Raw genomic sequence first — 19,433 nt, 5'->3', positions numbered from 1 at the left:
GAGCGTTTGACGTCGTCACCCAGTTCCGTGACGAGTTGGCCGGCTTGATAGAACGCGTGGACCCTGCCAGATTTGTCCATACCAACATCCCCGGATGAATAAGACCGACCGTCTGCAAGCAGTGGTAGGTTGGAAGTTTCGCGTCAGGCGACAGTATCGTGATCTTGAAAGCGTGGGCTACTGACAGAATTGCCAGGGTTTGCCAACACCTGGCCTGACGAAGCCACCCACGAGGCTGGAGGGGGCAGGGCGTCTGGCGTCTACAGCAAGAATTATGGAACCCTGGCCTGCTTGGCGAATCGCATGCATGAATCTTTTGCGCGCAAGAAAGGAGCCTCCATGACGTTGTCGCGTGCGCTACTGGTCACGGGCTTGGGGCTGCTGGGCATGCTCACCGGCTGCAGCAAGGAAGAGCTGCCTGAAACGCTGCCCCGTGTAGGGGTACAGAATGTCCAGTCCGCCGATTTCGCAGCCCGGGTGACGCTGACTGGCGACATCCAGGCGCGGGTGCAGACGGACCTCTCATTCCGCGTAGGCGGCAAGATCATTTCGCGCAGTGTAGATGTAGGCGATCACGTAAAGGCCAAGCAGGTACTGGCCCGGCTCGACCCTAAAGACTTACAGAACGACGTGGCTTCGGCCAAGGCCGAAGTGTTCGCGGCGCAGGCACGGGTGACCCAGACCCAAGCTGCCTTCGTTCGTCAGCAGAAGCTGTTGCCCAAGGGCTATACCAGTCAAAGCGAATATGATGCTGCCCAGGCCTCGTTGCGCAGCAATCAAAGCGCGCTGAAGGCTGCGCAAGCTCAACTGGCCAACGCAAACGAGCAATTGAGTTATACCGCGCTGGTCTCCGAAGCCGACGGGGTGGTCACCGAGCGTCAGGCCGAGGTAGGGCAAGTGGTGCAAGCGACCATGCCCATCTTCAGCCTGGCCCGTGACGGCGAGCGTGATGCGGTGTTCAACGTGTACGAGTCGCTTCTGGCGGGCACGCCCAGTGATGCCAGCGTCGTGGTCAGCCTGTTGGACGATCCGAAGGTGCAGGCCCGTGGAGCGGTGCGTGAAATTACCCCCACTGTCTCGGCTCAAAGCGGCACGGTGCAGGTCAAGGTCGGATTGCAGGACGTTCCGCCTGCGATGCAGTTGGGCGCGCCCGTCACCGTGACCACCCAAGGGCGCGGCAAGCCGAGTGTCGAGCTGCCCTGGTCGGCACTGACCAAAGGCTTGAAGAAACCCGCCGTGTGGATCGTGGGCGAGGGGGACAAGGTGCAGTTGCGGGAAGTCGAAGTAAGCCGCTACCTGACCGGCACTGTGGTCATCGGCAAAGGTCTCGACGGTGGCGAAGTCGTCGTGGTAACCGGCGGGCAGCTGCTGCACCCCGGTATGAAAGTTGAAAAAGTACCCGCCAAAGCGCCGGAGAGCCCGCTATGAAGCCTTGGCTGACGTTGATGTGTGCCGGTGTTTTGCTTGTCGGGTGCGGCAAGGAAGAGCAGCCGCCGGAGCCGGTTCGTCCAGTGCTGTCGGTAGTGGTGCAACCTCAGTTGCAGGCCCGCTTGGGCCGCTTTGCAGGCGTGATCGAAGCGCGTTACGAAAGTACCCTGGGCTTTCGTGTGGGCGGGCGCATCGCTCGCCGCTGGCTGGACGTCGGGGCCCAGGTCAAAGCGGGCGATACGTTGGCCACGCTGGATCCGACCGACCAGCAAAATCAGCTGCGCGCTGCCGAAGGCGATCTGGCCAGGGTGCAGGCGCAGTGGATCAACGCGCAGTCCGACGCCCGCCGGCAACAACAATTGTACGACCGAGGCGTGGGTGCTCAGGCCCAGTTGGACATCGCCCAGACCAACCTGAAAACAGCTGGCGCCACGCTGGAGCAGGCTCGTTCCTCGGTCAGTCAGGCCCGTGACCAGCTGGGCTATACCACGCTGCGCAGCGATCATGCGGCGGTGATTACTGACTGGCAGGCCGAAGCCGGGCAAACCGTCACCGCTGGGCAGGCTGTGGTCACGCTCGCCAGGCCGGACGTGAAGGAAGCGGTGATTGACCTGCCCATCGGCATTGCCGAGCAGTTGACACCGGACCTGACCTTCACTGTCGCCTCGCAGCTCAACCCCGCCGTCAACACCACCGCCACCCTGCGCGAGCTCGAGCCCAAGGCCGATGCCACCACCCGCACGCGGCGTGCGCGGCTGACCTTGGCCAGCACCCCTGAAACGTTCCATCTGGGAACTGCCGTCAGCGTCACTCTCAGCTCGCAGGTTTCTCCTCGCAGCGAGCTGCCGGTCAGCGCGCTGCTGGAGCGCGATGGCAAGACACAGGTATGGGTCGTCGACCCCCAGCAGAAAACCGTCGCCTTGCGCGACGTGACCCTGATCGACCGAAACGAGGACCGCATCGTCGTCTCATCAGGCGTACAGCCTGGGGAGCGGGTGGTGATCGCCGGCGTCAATAGCCTCAAGCCTGGCCAGCAGGTCACCTTCGACGAGGATGCGCAATGAAAGGAAGCTTCAACCTGTCCGAATGGGCGCTCAAGCATCAGTCGTTCGTGTGGTACCTGATGTTCGTCGGTTTGCTCATGGGCATCTTTTCGTACTTCAACCTGGGTCGTGAGGAGGATCCGTCCTTCACCATCAAGACCATGGTGATCCAGACCCGCTGGCCTGGCGCTACCCAGGAAGAAACGCTGCTGCAGGTCACCGACCGGATCGAGAAGAAGCTCGAGGAGCTCGATTCGCTCGATTACACCAAGAGCTATACCCGGCCTGGTGAATCAACGGTGTTCGTCTACCTGCGCGACACTACCAAGGCAGACGACATACCGCAGATCTGGTATCAGGTCCGCAAGAAGATCCAGGACATTCGCGGCGATTTCCCCGAGGGCTTGCAGGGCCCCGGCTTCAACGATGAATTCGGCGATGTGTTCGGTTCCATCTACGCCTTCACCGCCGACGGGCTGAGCCTGCGCCAGCTGCGTGATTATGTGGAGCAGGCGCGGGCCGAGGTCCGCGAAGTACCCAATATCGGCAAGATCGAAATGGTCGGTATCCAGGACGAAGTGCTCTACCTGAACTTCTCCACCCGCAAGCTCGCCGCCTTGGGTATCGACCAGCGTCAGGTGATGCAGGCTCTGCAGGCGCAGAACAGCGTGACGCCAGCGGGCGTGATCGAGGCCGGGCCGGAGCGCATCTCCGTACGGACAAGTGGGCAGTTCGCCTCGGAAAAGGACCTTGAGAACGTCAACCTGCGCATCAACGATCGCTTCTTCCGCTTGGCAGACATCGCCGAGGTCGAACGCGGCTACACCAACCCGCCTGCGCCGATGTTCCGCTACAACGGCAAGACGGCCCTGGGCCTTGCCATCGGCATGCAGAAGGGCGGCAACATCCAGGAGTTTGGCAAGGCGCTCAAGCAAACCATGCAGCGCATCACCAACGAGCTTCCGGTAGGCGTCGATGTGCACACGGTGTCCAACCAGGCGACGGTGGTGGAGAAGGCCGTCGGTGGCTTCACCAGTGCATTGTTCGAAGCGGTGATCATTGTTCTGGCCGTGAGCTTCGTCAGCTTGGGTGTGCGTGCAGGCCTGGTGGTGGCGTGCTCGATCCCGCTGGTACTGGCCATGGTGTTCGTATTCATGGAATACAGCGGCATCACCATGCAGCGTATCTCGCTAGGTGCACTGATCATTGCGCTGGGGCTGCTGGTGGATGACGCCATGATCACCGTGGAGGTGATGGTCACGCGCCTGGAAATGGGCGAGAGCAAGGAAGACGCTGCTACTTTCGCTTACACCTCCACGGCATTTCCAATGCTCACCGGTACGCTGGTGACTGTCGCAGGTTTCGTACCGATTGGCCTCAACGCAAGTTCGGCAGGTGAATACACCTTCACCTTGTTCGCGGTCATTGCCGTTGCGCTGTTGGTGTCATGGGTGGTGGCCGTGTTCTTCGCCCCCGTGCTTGGCGTGCACATTCTCAACGCCCGCAAAGTGAAGTCCCATGATGACAAGCCGGGCAGGGTAGCCCGGGTCTTCGAGCATGGCCTGCTGTGGAGCATGCGCCACCGCTGGATGACCATCATCGGCACCGTGGTGCTGTTCGCCCTGGCCGTGTTCTGCATGCGCTTCGTGCAGAACCAGTTCTTTCCTGCTTCGGACCGTCCGGAAATCCTGGTCGATCTGAACCTGCCACAGAACGCGTCGATCCAGGAAACTCGCAAGGTGGTCGACCAGTTGGAGGCCACGCTCAAGGATGACGAAGACATCGATCACTGGAGCACCTATATCGGTCAAGGTGCGGTGCGCTTCTACCTGCCGCTGGACCAGCAACTGCAGAACCCGTACTACGCCCAATTGGTCATCGTCAGCAAAGGCCTGGAAGAGCGCGGTGAGCTCATCACTCGCCTGCAGAAACGCCTGCGAGAGGACTTCGTCGGTATCGGTTCGAACGTTCAGTCGCTGGAGATGGGGCCACCTGTGGGGCGACCAATCCAGTACCGCGTCAGCGGGAAGGACATCGAGCAGGTGCGCAAGCATGCCATCGAGCTGGCGACCCTGTTGGACAAGAACCCCAACATCGGCGAAATGATTTACGACTGGAACGAGCCGGGTAAAGTGCTGCGCATCGATATTGCCCAGGACAAGGCCCGCCAGTTGGGGCTTTCTTCGGAAGATGTGGCCAATGTAATGAACAGCATCGTCACCGGCGTGCCCGTTACCCAGGTCAACGATGATATCTACCTGATCGACGTGGTGGCCCGCGCCGTGGATAGCGAGCGGGGCTCGCCCGATACGCTGCAGAACCTGCAGATCCTTACACCCAACGGCACTTCGATACCCTTGCTGTCATTCGCCACGGTGCGCTACGAGCAGGAGCAGCCTCTTGTGTGGCGGCGCGATCGCAAGCCTACGATCACCCTCAAAGCGTCGGTCAACGGGGATATTCAGCCTACGGACCTGGTGGCTCAGCTCAAGCCAGACATCGAAAAGTTCGCCAGCGAGTTGCCTACCGGCTACGAAGTGGCCACCGGCGGCACCGTGGAGGAGAGCGGCAAGGCACAGGGGCCCATCGCTAAAGTGATCCCGCTGATGCTGTTCCTGATGGCCACGTTCCTGATGATCCAGTTGCACAGCGTGAAGAAGCTGTTCCTGGTGATCAGCGTCGCGCCGTTGGGCCTGATCGGTGTGGTGTTGGCGCTGGTGCCGACGGGTACGCCGATGGGCTTCGTGGCGATCCTGGGCATCCTGGCGCTGGCGGGCATCATCATTCGTAACTCGGTCATTCTGGTCACCCAGATCGATGAATTCGAAGCCCAGGGGTATTCACCATGGGATGCCGTGGTCGAGGCCACCAACCATCGTCGCCGGCCAATCCTGCTGACAGCTGCGGCTGCCAGCCTGGGCATGATTCCGATTGCTCGCGAAGTATTCTGGGGGCCAATGGCGTACGCCATGATTGGCGGCATCATTGTGGCAACCTTGCTCACCTTGCTGTTCTTGCCAGCGCTCTACGTAGCGTCCTACAAGATCCGCGAGCCGCATCAGGAAGGTTGAGGCGCCTATCGCGCCGCTTGCCATGCGGGGCCGTTCTGCGGCCCATCATGGCCGCTTTGGCGCCCCGCAGACGCCGCGCCTACGAGGCGAACCTGCACCCCTCAACTGCACACCTAAGCCACGACCTGGAAGCCAGCGACCCTGCGCGTAAAAGCCGACTTTTCGGCGATGGACTCTACGCGCAAACACGTCAACCAGCGCATGGCCTGCGCTAATACGTCCATTGAGGAAGCGCATCCAGACAATCGTGTAAATGGTTATATAAAAATGCCCAAACAGTATTTTTAAGAATAATCCGCCCCCACTACTATTGCCCTCACGCCAGGCGCAAACCCTCATTCAAACCTCTGCCCGGCAATCTCACTCCAAGGAGAACGAGCATGAGTGCATCGCTGCGCAGTATCGACGGTCAGGACGAAGCCACCATCTTGCGTGAGATCCAGAGCGCGCTGCGCGATCTGCGCTTTGGCGCTGTGGAAATCACCGTGCACAACGCCCAGGTGGTGCAGATCGAGCGCAAGGAGAAGTTCCGCCTGCAGCAGCCTGGCAACAAGCCCGGCTGAACACGCCCCACCTTCCAGAACTAGAAAAATGCCAATCGGGAGCTTCACCATGTCCATCCGTCGTTATGCGCTTGCCGCTCTGGCCAGTGCTATTTTTGCCGGTTCCGCCATCGCCAAGGATTACGAACTGCTGAACGTGTCCTACGACCCGACCCGTGAGCTGTACCAGCAGTACAACGCCGAGTTCATCAAGCACTGGCAGCAGGCCCATCCAGGCGATAAGGTGAAGATCCAGCAGTCCCATGGCGGCTCGGGCAAACAGGGCCGTGCGGTGATTGACGGTCTGCGCGCCGACGTGGTGACCCTGGCCTTGGCCGGCGACATCGACGAAATCGCCAAGCTCGGCAAGACCCTGCCGGAAAACTGGCAGACGCGTTTGCCGGACGCCAGTACCCCCTACACCTCGACCATCGTATTCCTGGTACGCAAGGGCAACCCCAAAGGCATCAAGGACTGGGGCGACCTGATCAAGAAGGATGTGTCGGTCATTACCCCGAACCCCAAGACTTCCGGGGGCGCGCGCTGGAACTTCCTCGCCGCCTGGGCCTATGGCCTGAAAACCGGCGGTAGCGAGGACAAGGCAAAAGCCTACGTGCAGGAACTGTTCAAGCACGTGCCAGTCCTGGACACCGGCGCCCGCGGATCGACCATCACCTTCGTCAACAACGGTCAGGGCGATGTGCTGCTGGCCTGGGAGAACGAAGCCTTCCTGGCGTTGAAGGAAGACGGTGGGGCTGACAAGTTCGACATCGTCGTGCCGTCGCTGTCGATCCTGGCCGAGCCGCCCGTGGCGGTGGTCGATAAGAACGCCGAGAAAAAGGGCAATACCGAAATCGCTACCGAGTACCTGAAACACCTCTACAGCCCGGCCGGACAGAAGATCGCCGCCGAGAACTTCTACCGCCCGCGTGACGAGAAGGTGGCGGCTGAATTTGGCAAGCAGTTCCCCAAGCTGGACCTGGTGACCATCGACAAGGACTTCGGCGGCTGGAAGATCGCCCAGCCAAAATTCTTCAATGATGGCGGTGTGTTCGACCAGATCTATCAGGCACAGTAAGGGCCAAGGAACAACACACAATTCGGACGCCTACCACGGCCCGGGATGGTTCCCGGGCCACGTGCATTCAACCAGGGATCTCTATGTCACGTCGCATTTCCCCCGTCATACCCGGCTTCGGGCTGACGCTGGGATACACCTTGGTGTACCTCAGCCTGATTGTGCTGATACCGCTGGCGGCCATGTTCATCCATGCCTCGCAGCTGACCTTCGAACAGTTCTGGACCATCATCAGCGCGCCGCGGGTCATCGCTGCGCTGAAGCTGAGCTTTGGCACCGCCCTGTTTGCCGCGATCATCAACGGTGTGATCGGGACGCTGCTGGCCTGGGTGCTGGTGCGCTATACCTTCCCCGGGCGCAAGATCATCGACGCGATGATCGATTTACCTTTCGCCCTTCCAACGGCAGTGGCCGGCATCGCGCTCACCGCGCTGTACGCGCCGGCGGGCTGGGTCGGCCAGTTCGCGACCGACCTGGGTTTCAAGATCGCCTATACCCCCTTGGGCATCACCCTGGCGCTGACGTTCGTCACCCTGCCGTTCGTGGTGCGCACGGTACAACCAGTGCTGGCAGACATCCCGCGCGAGGTCGAAGAAGCCGCTGCCTGCCTGGGCGCCAGACCGCTGCAGGTGTTTCGCCACATCCTGGCCCCGGCCTTGCTACCGGCTTGGCTCACCGGCTTTGCCCTGGCGTTCGCCCGTGGCGTGGGTGAGTACGGTTCGGTCATTTTCATCGCCGGCAACATGCCGATGAAAACCGAGATCCTGCCCCTGCTGATCATGGTCAAGCTCGACCAGTACGACTACACCGGCGCTACCGCCATTGGCGTGTTGATGCTGGTGGTTTCCTTCATTCTGCTGCTGCTGATCAACCTGTTGCAGCGCCGCATCGAAACCCCTTGAAGGAGGTCGGCATGTCCAGTTCTTCCCTGAATGCAACCGCCGCCGCCAACGCCGCCCGCCGCGGCAGCGCCACATCGCGGCGGTTACTCATCGGCCTTGGCTGGCTGGTGTTTGCACTGTTTCTGCTGTTGCCGCTGGTCATCGTGGTTTCCCAGGCCCTGAAGAATGGGTTCGGCACTTTCTTCGAAGCCATCTTCGAACCCGACGCGTTGTCGGCCCTGAAACTCACCCTGCTCGCCGTTGCCATTTCGGTGCCGCTGAACCTGGTGTTCGGGGTCAGTGCGGCATGGTGCGTGAGCAAGTACAGCTTCCGCGGCAAAAGTATTCTGGTCACCCTGATTGACCTGCCGTTCTCGGTGTCGCCCGTGATCGCCGGCCTGGTCTACGTGCTCATGTTCGGTGCCCAGGGCCTGTTCGGGCCGTGGCTGCAGGATCACGACATCCAGATCGTCTTCGCCCTGCCGGGCATCGTCCTGGCCACCATCTTCGTCACGGTCCCGTTCGTAGCCCGCGAGCTGATTCCGCTGATGCAGGAACAAGGCACCCAGGAAGAAGAAGCTGCCCGGTTGCTCGGTGCCAATGGCTGGCAGATGTTCTGGCATGTGACGCTGCCGAACATCAAGTGGGGCCTTATCTATGGCGTGGTGTTGTGTACAGCGCGGGCGATGGGCGAATTCGGCGCGGTGTCGGTCGTTTCCGGCCATATTCGTGGCGTGACCAACACGCTGCCGCTACACGTGGAAATTCTCTACAACGAGTACAACCACGTGGCGGCCTTCAGCGTGGCCAGCCTGTTGCTGATCCTGGCGCTCTTCATCCTGCTGCTCAAGCAGTGGAGCGAGAACCGTATTAACCGTCTGCGCCATAGCGCTGCGGAGGAATGATTCATGTCGATCGAAGTTCGTAACGTCAGCAAGCGTTTCAACAGTTTCCAGGCGCTCGATGGTATCAACCTGGACATCAACAGCGGTGAGCTGGTAGCGCTGCTGGGCCCATCCGGCTGCGGCAAGACCACGCTGCTGCGCATCATCGCCGGCCTGGAAACACCTGATCAGGGCAATATCGTATTCCATGGCGAGGACGTATCTGGCCATGACGTTCGTGATCGCAACGTCGGATTCGTATTCCAGCACTACGCGCTGTTCAGGCACATGACCGTATTCGACAACGTCGCCTTCGGCCTGCGCATGAAGCCCAAGAGTGAGCGCCCGAGCGAAAGCAGCATTGCCCATAAAGTGCACGAGCTGCTGAACATGGTGCAGCTCGACTGGCTGTCCGATCGCTACCCGGAGCAATTGTCCGGTGGTCAGCGTCAGCGTATCGCCCTTGCCCGCGCGCTGGCCGTGGAGCCCAAGGTGCTGCTGCTGGACGAACCCTTCGGCGCACTGGACGCCAAGGTGCGAAAGGAGCTGCGCCGCTGGCTGGCCCGCTTGCACGAAGATATCAACCTGACCTCGGTATTCGTGACCCATGACCAGGAAGAGGCCATGGAAGTGGCTGACCGGATCGTGGTCATGAACAAGGGCGTGATCGAGCAGATCGGCTCGCCGGGCGAAGTGTACGAACAACCCGCCAATGATTTCGTCTACCACTTCCTGGGGGATTCCAACCGCCTGGCCTTGAGCGAGGGTCAGCATGTGCTGTTCCGGCCCCATGAAGTGTCGTTGTCGCGTCATGAAACCGAGGGCCACCATGCCGCCGAAGTTCGGGATATTCGCCCGTTGGGTGCCACCACGCGGGTGACCTTGAAAGTCGAGGGCCAAAGCGAGCTGATCGAAGCTGAGGTGGTCAAGGACCACGACAGTCTGACAGGGCTGGCAAGGGGCGAAACGTTGTTCTTCCGGCCGAAGGTCTGGCAGAAACTGCCAGCCATTTGAGGCAGTACGTTTGATGGGAATAACGCGGCGTCGCAAGGTCACGTCGGCTGGTTATTTACTTAAAGGTTATAAACAAATTTCTTTTTATTCCTTTAAGTATATATAGGCCGCCTTATACTGGGTTTCCAAGCACGCAAGCTACTGGAGACCCACTTCATGCGTAACGAATCAGTTCGCTACCTGATCATCCCAGGCTGGCAGGGATCGCCGGACAATCATTGGCAAAGCCACTGGCAGCGTACGCTGCCCAACAGCGCACGCGTGGAGCAGCGCGATTGGCTGACACCGCTCTGCCAGGACTGGGTGAAGGCGCTGGATACCGCCATCGCCGCCGAGCCCGGCCCGGTGATCCTGATTGCCCATAGCCTGGGCTGCATCACGGTGGCGCATTGGGCCGAACAGGCCGCTGCCGCTCTGCTCGGTCGCGTGCGTGGCGCCTTGTTGGTGGCGCCGGCGGATGTCGAGCGACCAGGGTGCGCGCCGGCGCTGCGCAATTTTTCGCCCATCCCGCAGGCGCCGCTTCCCTTTCCGAGTCAGGTGGTCAGCTCGGACAACGATCCCGCTGTCAGCGTCCCGCGCGCCTTGCACATGGCCCAGCAGTGGGGTGCAGAAGCAGGGCTTCTGACCGGCGCCGGCCACATCAACGTGAAATCCGGCCATGAATGCTGGGAGCAGGGGTTCGCCTACCTGTATCGCCTGCAAGGCCGCATCGAACAACGCGCGCTGCGCCGCGCCTGAACGGCGTCCGTTTCCATCCGTCACACGCCCGGCCGCCGCAGGCCAGGGGCGGGAGCTCGTCATGACGTATCAGAACCCCTTCGGCCAGCCATTGCTGACATTCCCCGAACTCGACAAGAGCCCGCTGAGCATTCGCGCCAAGGCGCTGGTCTTCATCGACCCGCGTTCCCAGCGATTGCGCACGGAGCTGGAGCACCTGGCGCCGCTGCCGCTGCCGGTGCTGATCCGAGGCGAAACCGGCACCGGCAAGGAGTTGCTGGCCCGCCAGATTCACCGCGCCAGCGACCGCACCGGCCTGTTCGTGTCGGTCAACTGCGCCGCCATCAGCCCAACCTATGCCGATGCAGAGCTGTTCGGTTATAGCGCCGGTAGCCATGGCGGCACTGCCAGCAGCCGCGCTGGCTGGTTCGGATCGGCCAACGGCGGCACGCTTTACCTGGACGAGATCGCCGACTTGCCACAGGCCATTCAGGCCAAGCTGCTGGCAGCACTGGAAAACCGCGAAGTCACCCGCGTAGGCGCACACCAGGCGCAGCCGGTGGATGTACGACTGGTGGCGGCCACGAGCATTGACCTGGCGCGGGTGGTGAAGGCAGGGCGCTTCAGCGAGCGGTTGTATCAATATTTGCGCGAGGGCGCCCTTGAATTGCCGCCGCTGCGCGAGCGGCCGGGGGACATCCTTGCGTTGGCGGAATACTTCGTTGGCATCTACAGCGGGCGTTTGCAGCGGCCCGTGCCGTTGATAAGCGAGGCTGCACAGAGCCTGCTCGAGCAGCATCCTTGGACCGGCAATACCCGTGAGCTGGAAAACGTCATCCACTTCGCCCTGCTGGTCAGTGATGGGCCGGAAATCCTGCCCGAAGACCTGGACCTGCCCGACGTTCCACGCTAGAGGCAGCTCATAAGCAAACACGCTGGTGGCATTTTGGTTTTGGAATAAGCAACGAAATAAAAGATATTGTTCGGGAATAAAAATTATCGGTATTGTCCGCTTCACGCCCGTCATCGCATTGCGTTGGGCGCCCCATTTGCCATCTTCGATGGCTCAGATGCAGAACAAGGATCACCATGAAGAAGACCCTGCTGACCACTGCCCTGGCTGCCGCCCTGTCCTTTAGCGGCCTGGTCGCCGCCGCCGAAAAACTGGTGGTTGCCGCAACGCCGGTGCCGCATGCCGAGATCTTGGAGCTGATCAAGCCGACGTTGGCCAAAGAAGGTGTCGACTTGCAGATCAAGGTATTCACCGACTACGTGCAACCCAACGTGCAGGTTGATCAGAAGCGTCTGGATGCCAACTACTTCCAGACCCTCCCGTACCTGCAGAGCTTCAACGAGGGCAAGGGTACGCACCTTGAGACCGTGATCGGCGTGCATGTCGAGCCGTTTGGTGGCTACTCGAAGAAGGTCAAAAGCCTGGATGAGCTCAAGGAAGGCTCAACCGTTGCCATTCCTAACGAGGGCAGCAACAGCGGCCGCGCACTGCTGCTCTTGCAGAAGGCGGGGCTGATCACCCTCAAGGACCCGAAGAACGCCCTGGCCACCCCGAAAGACATCGCCGAGAACCCGAAAAACCTGAAGTTTCGCGAGCTGGAGTCGGCCATGTTGCCGCGCGTGCTGGATCAGGTCGACCTGGACATGATCAATACCAACTACGCGCTGGAAGCCGGCCTGAATCCTGCCAAGGATGCCCTGGTCATCGAAGGCAGCGACTCGCCTTACGTCAACTTCCTCGTGGCGCGTCCTGACAACAAGGACAGCGATGCCATTCAGAAGCTGGCCAAAGCCTTGACCAGCCCTGAAGTGAAGGCATTCATCGCCAAGAAATACCAAGGTGCCGTGCTGCCTGCATTCTGATGCACCGGCTGCCTTCGGGTCGTTTCCAATCGCGACCTGAGGGCGTCTCCACCTGAGCCCAACCCTATTGGGCTCAGGTTACCGCGTTGCAAGAATGGTCAGCTGCTTGAAACAGGCCAGCAGGCTTCAGCAGTGTCGCGGTAGCCAATTCAAGAGAAACTGGTTCACCACCTCAGGGTTTTCCAGGCACGAGATATGCCCCGCAACGGGGATCTGAGCGGCCAGGCAATTGATGATCTGCGCCATCTCGTTGGCTTCAGCCGGTGGCCTGGGGATGTCCTGGTCGCCACACACCACGATGGTTCGTTCGCTACAAAGGCCCCCTAATTGCGCCAGTGCGTCCGGTCGGCCGAATATGATGCGGCCCATTGGGTCATAGCTGTCGCGGATAGTGTTGGCGGACGTGGCCTTCAATGTTGCTCGAAACCGTTCACGCAGTGCTGGCACTGTATGGCCGCCGGGATGAAAGAAGATGGGTACGATGACGTCCAGCAGCTCATCGTCGAACGCACCTGCGGCAGACGCAGCGTCCAACAAGGCGAAATACTTGCGTTTGGTGGCGTCCGGCTCTGCGCCCAGGTAGGTATCCATCAGCACCAGGCGGTCAACCCGCTCGGGATGCTCGGCGGCCAGCAGTGCCCCCCACATCCCCCCGACCGATAGCCCCACCAGGTGGCAGCGTTCAATCCCCAGCTTGTCGAGCAATTGAATGTGCTGACGCGCCAGATCAGAGGTGGTTCTGGTCGTAACCGGCGGAGCATCGGAGTCGCCGTGCCCCCAGAGCTCTGGAATGATGACTCGAAAATGCCGGGACAGCGCGTCGAGCTGCTCACTCCACATGTCAGCTGACCACAAATAGCTGTGGCCAAGGAGCACTGGAAAACCTTGGCCCTGGTCGATGTAGCTCAGCCGTGCGCCATCGATTTCCATGAATCTTTTATGCATAGGTCATTTCTCTTGAGAAAAAATGCATGCAGTAAGCGCGTAGGCCTGCTCGTTACATGCGCTTGTCTGATTAGTGGATGCACACCAGAACGTATCCTTTAGCAAACGCGTTGCCATCGGCGGGTTCTGATAGCGCGCTGCACAGCCGCTGCGGGGTTGAGCAGCACGCCGTTTTCATGCGACGCGTTGGGAAGTCTGGTTCATCGTGAGGTCTGACGATCAGTAGCATAACGAGCCGCCAGGAGTTTCCATGTCCAAAAGCGAAAAACAGAAAATGCTGACAGGCGAGCTGTATCACGCCACGTGCCCCGAGTTGCAAGCCGAACAGGCGGCCAACAAACACTGGATGCACCGCTACAACAACAGCGTGGAGCTGACGGCCCAGGCGCGGCATGCATTGCTGGCAGGGCACCTCGGCCATGCGGGTGAGGGTGTGGTGCTGCGTGCCCCTTTCTATTGCGACTATGGATACAACATCAGCGTGGGCCGCAATACGTTCATGAACTTCAATTGCGTGATCCTTGACGTGCTGCCTGTGCACATCGGCGAGGACTGCCAGATCGGCCCCAATGTGCAGATCTACACGGCCGACCACCCGCTCGACCCGCAGCTGCGGCGCACGGGCCTTGAGAGTGGGCGGCCGGTCAGCATTGGCAATAACGTGTGGATTGGTGGCGGTGCCATCATTCTTCCAGGGGTGTGCATCGGTGATGATGCAGTGGTCGGCGCAGGCAGTGTCGTTACCCGGGATGTTCCGGCAGGGGCGACGGTGGTGGGCAACCCTGCTCGCATACATCAGTCTGCCCAGGGGCAGTAACAGCCGATCGCCAGGGTGTTGGAGGCGCTGACAGGGCGGCCGTCGAGCAGCGCGGTGAGTATGGGCTCGATGAAGCTGTTGGCAGCGTTGCATACCGCGCCTTCGCTGTACGGGCCGAAGTAGGCCAGGTGCCCTTGGCGATCCCAGATGGCTACCGCGGGCGACGCTGGCATATGTTCACTGCCAGGCAGGTTGTTTAGTGGTTCCAGCGCAGCAAGGTCGTCCGGCAGATAGCCCCGTGTGCCGGGTTTGTGCAAGACGTGAAAGCTGACGCCCCGGTTCGTGAACTGCTTCATCAGGTCGGCCAGGTGCTGTTGGTTGCCAACGTTACACGGGCAGGCTGGGTCCCAGAAATGCACGACCCGCACGGGCCCGGGGCCGGCCAGTTCGGTAGGTAGCTGTAAGTGCGAGCCGTCGAACAACGTGGCCTGGTTGTCGAACGGGCGTAAATAGCGGACCTGGAAGGTCGTGTACGCCTGCCAGATGATGACCGTCCCGGCCACGACGCCGAGCATCATGCTCAGCCATTTGAGAGTTTGCAGGTTCATGAAAGGCCGATTGCTGCTCCCACGGGCAGTGGGAGGTGGGTTGCTGGTACGGCCAGCTTGCCACGGCGCGTCGATGAGCTGAATATCTCAGGTCAATACTTGCTTCACGCCGGACCCACCAAAATGCCTGCAAGCTTCCATCCAGACCTCCTGCGCACAAGCCTGGCCCCGCTGAATGCGCGTAAGCCGCTGTGCACCCATGCGAAGGCCTACCAACGCTTCTATGGGCTCGATCTGCCTGTCCACAGCTGGCTTGGGCAGTTTGCGGTTGCCGGATTCGAGGTGGTTGCGCAGGTGTGGTGTCCACAGCAGCCCAAGGCTACCTTGCTGCTGTTGCACGGGTACTACGACCACATGGGCTTGTACAGGCATCTGGTGGCATGGGCATTGAAGCGCGGTTATGCCGTTGTCAGCTGCGATTTACCCGGCCACGGCCTGTCTAGCGGCGAACGCGCCAGCATCGATGATTTCGCGATCTACCAGCAGGTACTTGAGTGCCTGTTCGAACAGACGCGCAGCTTGCAGCTGCCTCATCCATGGCACCTGTGCGGGCAGAGCACAGGTGGGGCCATTGCCGTGGATCACCTGCTGCACAACCCACAGACAAGCCCCATCGATGGGCAGGTATTGCTGCTTGCCCCATTGGTACGCCCCTGTGCCTGGCGCTGGTCGAAGCTCAGCTATCACGTGTTGCGCCACTTCGTGAACGGCATCGAGCGGCGTTTCACCGAAAACAGCACAGACCCTGCGTTTCTACCGTTTCTTGAAGCTGATCCGCTTCAGCCCAGGCGATTACCAACGGCATGGGTTGGCGCACTGATCGATTGGATCACACGCATCGAGGCGGCGCCCGTCAGTACCCGGCAGCCCTTGATTGTGCAAGGGGAGGCCGATGGCACGGTTGACTGGCCTTACAACCTTCAGGTGCTGAGGGCTAAGTTCGCGCAGCCGCAGGTCATGATGCTACCCGGGGCCCGACATCATCTTGCCAACGAACTGCCTGCCATTCGACAGCGCTATTTCGACTTCATCGACCAGCACTTGGGTTGATCAATTCAGCTCGCCGGTACTTTGGCCAACCGCCAGGCCGGCGCGAATGGCTGCCAGCGCAGCTCGATAGTAGGCTTTGCCGTCGTTGGATTCGGCAAAGGTTGCAAACGCTTCGAGTTCTGCGTCCGTGAGGTCACGGTATACATACAGCAGGGTGTTGTTCAGGTCCTGGCCGATCTGCTTCATAAGGCGTTGGCGCTGGCCGTCGAGCAGACCTTGGGCCTGCCCACCGCCCAACAACCCCGGAATCATCGAGCTCAGGCTGTCGGCAGCCATGCCGGCAATGGCAAGGCTCACCTCGGCCCCTGCCTCACGGGCGGGTAGCGCCTGGGCCAGGTGCCCAATGATCAGCATGCGATCATCGCTGGCCTGAATCTTCGGGAGCCCATCGGCGTTCTTGGCCAACTCATCCTTGCGGGTAGCCCGCAATTCGGCCGCGACGATCTTGCGCCCTAGCGGCGACTGGAAAAAGGCCAGCGCCGGTGATGGATTGGGCAGTGCCGAGCGCAGTTGCGCCAGTGCACGGCGGTCCACGGCCTGGGCCTGGAAGCGCTGGTTGCTGTTGCTCACCAGCGCCTGGTAAACGGCAGGTGGCAAGCTGTTGCGGTAGCGCTGCTGGGCGGCGTTCAAGGCGTCGGTGAAATGGGCGCGTTGCTCGGGCCAGCCAGCGGTCTTGTACAGCTGATCCAGGCTATCTGCCCAGACAGGCAACGTGCAGCTCATCAGCAGAATCAGGGAAAACAGACGGCGCATTCAGGACTCCTGTCGGCAGAGGGCTATTGTCTGTGGGGCAGCGCCGGTTTGTCGAGATATCCACGCGCTTCTCAGCCAAGTGGCGCTGTGCGCCGACGGGGCGAATGGATATGATGCGCCATGCACATTTCCCCCCAACACCCAATGCTTGCGGCCGTCGTCGACGATTTGGCCACCCATGGCTGGTCCCAGCAGGCACTGTTTCTGCCGGCGGACCTGGTCGGCGCGCTGGCAAACGAATGCCGACGCCGTTATGCCGAAGGGGAGCTCAACCCCGCAGGGATTGGACGGGGGCCTTCCCAAGAGGTGCGCGAGGCCATCCGTGGGGATCAGATCCAGTGGATCGATCCAGGCCAGGCGCACGCCTGCGACCAGTACCTGGCAGCCATGGACCAACTGCGCCTGGCAATCAACCAAGGGCTCTTCCTGGGCCTGGAAGACTTCGAATGCCACTTTGCGCTTTACCCACCCGGCGCGTTCTACAAACGGCATCTGGACCGTTTTCGCGATGACGACCGGCGCATGGTTTCGGCCGTGTTCTACCTGAACGAAGACTGGACGCCCGCAGACGGGGGACAGTTGCGCATGTTCCTGGCCGATGGGGTGGAGCACGATGTTCAGCCCATCGCGGGGTGCCTGGTGGTCTTCCTGTCCGGCGAAGTCCCTCATGAGGTGCTGCCGGCCGGTCGCGAGCGCCTGTCATTGACTGGCTGGTTCAGGCGCCGTGGCAATGATCCCTTCTGAGCGGGCGAGCATGCTTATCAGCACCTGCCACGGTTGACTGCGGCACGCTACCGAGTCGCTGCGGCCTGCTGCTCGTCGGCAAGCCACTTGTGTTCCAGTTCGGCCGTACGCCCGCTGTCCTTCAGGCGTTGCAGCGCGTTGTTCACGGCGCTTTCGAAGGCTGGGTTGTCCTTCTGGAACGGCACCACCAGCTGTTGCTTGCCAAAAGGCTGGCTGGTGTCGAGCGGGCTATCGCCTTGCGGTATTGCCGTGACAGGCAGCAACGCGATGTCGTATTTACCACTTTCAACGCCGGGCAGGGTTTGCGCCTCGGGTGCTTCGACGAACTCCACGCGCAGGTCGAGCTCCGAGGCCAGGGCCTGGCCGAACTCCACATCGAACCCTGTCAGGTGGTCATCCTGCTTGAAGGCGTATGGTGCGTTGTCACTCTGCACAGCGATGCGCAGTTCACCGCGATCGGCGATTTCGTCCATCAGCTCTGCCTGAGCCAATGGGCTGATCAGTACTGCCAGCAGTACCCCTATGGTCGAACGCATGAATGCCCCTTTTCGTTTAGCGAATGAATAACCGTCGCCACGGCTTTATTCCTCGCCATGGTCGAGCGCAGCCTATGACCCTGAAGTCGCGGCATCGTTTGACGTGCAGCCTGGTTTTTTTGTGCTCCCCGTCCGCCGCTGTGGTGGCCCCATAACGAAAAGGGAGGCCACCTGGGCCTCCCTTGATTCACGCTGGCCGCGTGTTAGAACAGTACGCGCGAGCGGATGGTGCCCTTGACCTGTTGCAGCTTCTCCTGCGCAAGGTCCGAGTATTCGGCGTCGACGTCGATCACCACATAGCCCACTTTCTCGTTGGTCTGCAGGAACTGACCCGAGATGTTAATGCCGTTTTCGGCAAATACCTTGTTGATTTCGCTGAGAACACCCGGGATGTTTTCGTGGATGTGCAGCAGGCGGTGCTTGCCAGGGTGAGCAGGCAGGGCCACTTCCGGGAAGTTGACCGACGACACGGAGGTCCCGTTGTCGCTGTACTTGACCAGCTTTTCGGCCACTTCCAGGCCGATGTTGGCCTGAGCCTCGGCAGTGGAACCGCCGATGTGCGGCGTCAGGATCACGTTGTCCAGGCCGCGCAGCGGGCTTTCGAACTCTTCATCGTTGGAGCGTGGCTCGACCGGGAACACGTCGATGGCAGCGCCGATCAGGTGCTTGTCCTTGATGGCTGCGGCCAGGTGATCAAGTTCGACCACGGTACCGCGGGCAGCGTTGATCAGGATGGAGCCCTTCTTCATCGCTCGGATTTCCTTCTCGCCGATCATCCACTGGGTAGATGGCAGCTCAGGCACATGCAGCGAGACGATATCGGCCAAGCCGAGCAATTCGTGCAGGTTGGTCACCTGGACAGCATTGCCCAGCGGCAGCTTGGTCAGCGGATCGAAGAAGTACACCTGCATGCCCAGGCTTTCGGCCAGTACAGACAGTTGGGTACCGATGGAGCCGTAACCGACGATGCCCAGTTTCTTGCCGCGAATCTCGAAGGAGTTGGCTGCGCTCTTGATCCAGCCGCCACGATGGCACGAGGCATTTTTTTCCGGAATGCCGCGCAGCAGCAGAATGGCTTCGGCCAGTACCAGCTCGGCTACCGAACGGGTGTTGGAGTACGGCGCGTTGAACACCGCGATACCGCGCTGACGGGCCGCTTCCAGGTCAACCTGGTTGGTACCGATGCAGAAGCAACCGACGGCGACCAGTTTCTTGGCGCAGTCGAAGATTTCTTCGGTCAACTGGGTGCGTGAGCGGATGCCGATGAAATGGGCGTCGGCGATCTTTTCCTTCAACTCTGCTTCGGGCAACGAACCAGTGAGGTATTCGATGTTGGTGTAGCCGGCAGCCGTCAGGGTATCGACCGCGTTCTGGTGTACACCTTCAAGAAGAAGGAACCGGATCTTGCTCTTGTCGAGAGAAGTCTTGCTCATCTGCGTAAACCTGTATCCCGGAGAAAAGTGGCGAGGGTGATGCCAGGCGCCCGTGGGCAGCTCTAGCATGAACA

The 19,433-nt window shown here is 60.7% G+C and carries 19 protein-coding genes; 14 read left to right on the top strand and 5 right to left on the bottom strand.

What is annotated here, in order from left to right; all coding sequences use genetic code 11:
• Window positions 1-339: 339 nt before the first annotated feature.
• From B2Y33_RS01060 to B2Y33_RS01010, 11 genes are all read left to right on the top strand, one after another.
• Window positions 340-1,428 (top strand): efflux RND transporter periplasmic adaptor subunit, encoded by a 1,089-nt coding sequence (locus B2Y33_RS01060; RefSeq protein ID WP_206405103.1) that lies wholly within the window; start codon window positions 340-342, stop codon window positions 1,426-1,428.
• Window positions 1,425-2,492, top strand: a complete 1,068-nt coding sequence (locus tag B2Y33_RS01055) for an efflux RND transporter periplasmic adaptor subunit (protein ID WP_027913444.1) — start codon at window positions 1,425-1,427, stop codon at window positions 2,490-2,492. Before B2Y33_RS01060 ends, B2Y33_RS01055 begins: the two co-directional genes overlap by 4 nt.
• Window positions 2,489-5,542 (top strand): efflux RND transporter permease subunit, encoded by a 3,054-nt coding sequence (locus tag B2Y33_RS01050; RefSeq protein ID WP_028686747.1) that lies wholly within the window; start codon window positions 2,489-2,491, stop codon window positions 5,540-5,542. Before B2Y33_RS01055 ends, B2Y33_RS01050 begins: the two co-directional genes overlap by 4 nt.
• 380 nt (window positions 5,543-5,922) lie before the next feature.
• Complete coding sequence (gene oscA / locus B2Y33_RS01045) at window positions 5,923-6,105, top strand: sulfur starvation response protein OscA (protein WP_003248957.1); 183 nt, start codon at window positions 5,923-5,925, stop codon at window positions 6,103-6,105.
• Window positions 6,106-6,154: 49 nt separating this feature from the next.
• Window positions 6,155-7,162, top strand: a complete 1,008-nt coding sequence (locus B2Y33_RS01040; RefSeq protein WP_027913446.1) for a sulfate ABC transporter substrate-binding protein — start codon at window positions 6,155-6,157, stop codon at window positions 7,160-7,162.
• Window positions 7,163-7,245: 83 nt separating this feature from the next.
• Complete coding sequence (cysT, locus tag B2Y33_RS01035; protein WP_023532644.1) at window positions 7,246-8,064, top strand: sulfate ABC transporter permease subunit CysT; 819 nt, start codon at window positions 7,246-7,248, stop codon at window positions 8,062-8,064.
• A gap of 11 nt (window positions 8,065-8,075) precedes the next feature.
• The gene (cysW, locus tag B2Y33_RS01030) at window positions 8,076-8,948 is read left to right on the top strand and encodes a sulfate ABC transporter permease subunit CysW (protein ID WP_023532630.1); all 873 of its coding nucleotides are present in this window, start codon (window positions 8,076-8,078) and stop codon (window positions 8,946-8,948) included.
• Between the two features lie 3 nt (window positions 8,949-8,951).
• Window positions 8,952-9,941, top strand: a complete 990-nt coding sequence (locus tag B2Y33_RS01025; RefSeq protein ID WP_027913447.1) for a sulfate/molybdate ABC transporter ATP-binding protein — start codon at window positions 8,952-8,954, stop codon at window positions 9,939-9,941.
• A 156-nt stretch (window positions 9,942-10,097) separates the two neighbouring features.
• Window positions 10,098-10,679 (top strand): alpha/beta hydrolase, encoded by a 582-nt coding sequence (locus tag B2Y33_RS01020; protein WP_027913448.1) that lies wholly within the window; start codon window positions 10,098-10,100, stop codon window positions 10,677-10,679.
• Window positions 10,680-10,740: 61 nt separating this feature from the next.
• Window positions 10,741-11,571, top strand: a complete 831-nt coding sequence (locus B2Y33_RS01015) for a sigma 54-interacting transcriptional regulator (protein ID WP_027913449.1) — start codon at window positions 10,741-10,743, stop codon at window positions 11,569-11,571.
• Window positions 11,572-11,747: 176 nt separating this feature from the next.
• Window positions 11,748-12,533 (top strand): MetQ/NlpA family ABC transporter substrate-binding protein, encoded by a 786-nt coding sequence (locus tag B2Y33_RS01010; protein ID WP_027913450.1) that lies wholly within the window; start codon window positions 11,748-11,750, stop codon window positions 12,531-12,533.
• 126 nt (window positions 12,534-12,659) lie between these two features.
• Here B2Y33_RS01010 and B2Y33_RS01005 read toward each other — a convergent pair whose 3' ends face one another.
• On the bottom strand, window positions 12,660-13,478 hold the full coding sequence (locus tag B2Y33_RS01005; RefSeq protein WP_027913451.1) for an alpha/beta fold hydrolase: 819 nt from the start codon (window positions 13,476-13,478) through the stop codon (window positions 12,660-12,662).
• 250 nt (window positions 13,479-13,728) lie between these two features.
• Here B2Y33_RS01005 and B2Y33_RS01000 point away from each other — a divergent pair, with 250 nt between their 5' ends.
• A complete protein-coding gene (locus B2Y33_RS01000; protein ID WP_028686743.1) occupies window positions 13,729-14,295 on the top strand; it encodes a sugar O-acetyltransferase in 567 nt (188 codons plus the stop codon).
• Here the strand turns inward: B2Y33_RS01000 and B2Y33_RS00995 are convergent.
• On the bottom strand, window positions 14,274-14,843 hold the full coding sequence (locus tag B2Y33_RS00995) for a DUF6436 domain-containing protein (protein ID WP_206405104.1): 570 nt from the start codon (window positions 14,841-14,843) through the stop codon (window positions 14,274-14,276). The genes B2Y33_RS01000 and B2Y33_RS00995 overlap by 22 nt on opposite strands.
• 123 nt (window positions 14,844-14,966) lie before the next feature.
• Here B2Y33_RS00995 and B2Y33_RS00990 point away from each other — a divergent pair, with 123 nt between their 5' ends.
• Window positions 14,967-15,893, top strand: coding sequence for an alpha/beta hydrolase (locus tag B2Y33_RS00990; RefSeq protein WP_027913454.1), 927 nt, complete (start codon window positions 14,967-14,969; stop codon window positions 15,891-15,893).
• Here the strand turns inward: B2Y33_RS00990 and B2Y33_RS00985 are convergent, their stop codons facing one another.
• Window positions 15,894-16,646, bottom strand: coding sequence for a DUF2059 domain-containing protein (locus tag B2Y33_RS00985; RefSeq protein ID WP_027913455.1), 753 nt, complete (start codon window positions 16,644-16,646; stop codon window positions 15,894-15,896). It abuts the gene before it with no gap.
• Window positions 16,647-16,766: 120 nt separating this feature from the next.
• Here B2Y33_RS00985 and B2Y33_RS00980 point away from each other — a divergent pair, with 120 nt between their 5' ends.
• A complete protein-coding gene (locus tag B2Y33_RS00980; RefSeq protein ID WP_206405105.1) occupies window positions 16,767-17,390 on the top strand; it encodes a 2OG-Fe(II) oxygenase in 624 nt (207 codons plus the stop codon).
• A gap of 47 nt (window positions 17,391-17,437) precedes the next feature.
• Here B2Y33_RS00980 and B2Y33_RS00975 read toward each other — a convergent pair whose 3' ends face one another.
• Both B2Y33_RS00975 and serA read right to left on the bottom strand, forming a co-directional pair.
• Entirely contained in the window at window positions 17,438-17,926 is a 489-nt protein-coding gene (locus tag B2Y33_RS00975; RefSeq protein WP_027913457.1) for a substrate-binding periplasmic protein, read from the bottom strand.
• A 203-nt stretch (window positions 17,927-18,129) separates the two neighbouring features.
• Complete coding sequence (gene serA, locus B2Y33_RS00970) at window positions 18,130-19,359, bottom strand: phosphoglycerate dehydrogenase (RefSeq protein ID WP_023532441.1); 1,230 nt, start codon at window positions 19,357-19,359, stop codon at window positions 18,130-18,132.
• Window positions 19,360-19,433 lie beyond the last annotated feature (74 nt).

This window comes from Pseudomonas sp. UBA5666, assembly GCF_002420785.1.
Taxonomy (GTDB): Bacteria; Pseudomonadota; Gammaproteobacteria; order Pseudomonadales; family Pseudomonadaceae; genus Aquipseudomonas; species Aquipseudomonas fulva.
Note: the sequence above shows the minus strand (reverse complement) of the source record. Positions and strands in the feature narration are given on the sequence as shown.

What these genes read in the sequence shown, in the direction of transcription:
- B2Y33_RS01060 (WP_206405103.1), top strand. Translation starts at nt 340, where the DNA reads ATGACGTTGTCGCGTGCGCTACTGGTCACGGGCTTGGGGCTGCTGGGC.
- B2Y33_RS01055 (WP_027913444.1), top strand. Translation starts at nt 1,425, where the DNA reads ATGAAGCCTTGGCTGACGTTGATGTGTGCCGGTGTTTTGCTTGTCGGG.
- B2Y33_RS01050 (WP_028686747.1), top strand. Translation starts at nt 2,489, where the DNA reads ATGAAAGGAAGCTTCAACCTGTCCGAATGGGCGCTCAAGCATCAGTCG.
- oscA (WP_003248957.1), top strand. Translation starts at nt 5,923, where the DNA reads ATGAGTGCATCGCTGCGCAGTATCGACGGTCAGGACGAAGCCACCATC.
- B2Y33_RS01040 (WP_027913446.1), top strand. Translation starts at nt 6,155, where the DNA reads ATGTCCATCCGTCGTTATGCGCTTGCCGCTCTGGCCAGTGCTATTTTT.
- cysT (WP_023532644.1), top strand. Translation starts at nt 7,246, where the DNA reads ATGTCACGTCGCATTTCCCCCGTCATACCCGGCTTCGGGCTGACGCTG.
- cysW (WP_023532630.1), top strand. Translation starts at nt 8,076, where the DNA reads ATGTCCAGTTCTTCCCTGAATGCAACCGCCGCCGCCAACGCCGCCCGC.
- B2Y33_RS01025 (WP_027913447.1), top strand. Translation starts at nt 8,952, where the DNA reads ATGTCGATCGAAGTTCGTAACGTCAGCAAGCGTTTCAACAGTTTCCAG.
- B2Y33_RS01020 (WP_027913448.1), top strand. Translation starts at nt 10,098, where the DNA reads ATGCGTAACGAATCAGTTCGCTACCTGATCATCCCAGGCTGGCAGGGA.
- B2Y33_RS01015 (WP_027913449.1), top strand. Translation starts at nt 10,741, where the DNA reads ATGACGTATCAGAACCCCTTCGGCCAGCCATTGCTGACATTCCCCGAA.
- B2Y33_RS01010 (WP_027913450.1), top strand. Translation starts at nt 11,748, where the DNA reads ATGAAGAAGACCCTGCTGACCACTGCCCTGGCTGCCGCCCTGTCCTTT.
- B2Y33_RS01005 (WP_027913451.1), bottom strand. Translation starts at nt 13,478, where the DNA reads ATGCATAAAAGATTCATGGAAATCGATGGCGCACGGCTGAGCTACATC.
- B2Y33_RS01000 (WP_028686743.1), top strand. Translation starts at nt 13,729, where the DNA reads ATGTCCAAAAGCGAAAAACAGAAAATGCTGACAGGCGAGCTGTATCAC.
- B2Y33_RS00995 (WP_206405104.1), bottom strand. Translation starts at nt 14,843, where the DNA reads ATGAACCTGCAAACTCTCAAATGGCTGAGCATGATGCTCGGCGTCGTG.
- B2Y33_RS00990 (WP_027913454.1), top strand. Translation starts at nt 14,967, where the DNA reads ATGCCTGCAAGCTTCCATCCAGACCTCCTGCGCACAAGCCTGGCCCCG.
- B2Y33_RS00985 (WP_027913455.1), bottom strand. Translation starts at nt 16,646, where the DNA reads ATGCGCCGTCTGTTTTCCCTGATTCTGCTGATGAGCTGCACGTTGCCT.
- B2Y33_RS00980 (WP_206405105.1), top strand. Translation starts at nt 16,767, where the DNA reads ATGCACATTTCCCCCCAACACCCAATGCTTGCGGCCGTCGTCGACGAT.
- B2Y33_RS00975 (WP_027913457.1), bottom strand. Translation starts at nt 17,926, where the DNA reads ATGCGTTCGACCATAGGGGTACTGCTGGCAGTACTGATCAGCCCATTG.
- serA (WP_023532441.1), bottom strand. Translation starts at nt 19,359, where the DNA reads ATGAGCAAGACTTCTCTCGACAAGAGCAAGATCCGGTTCCTTCTTCTT.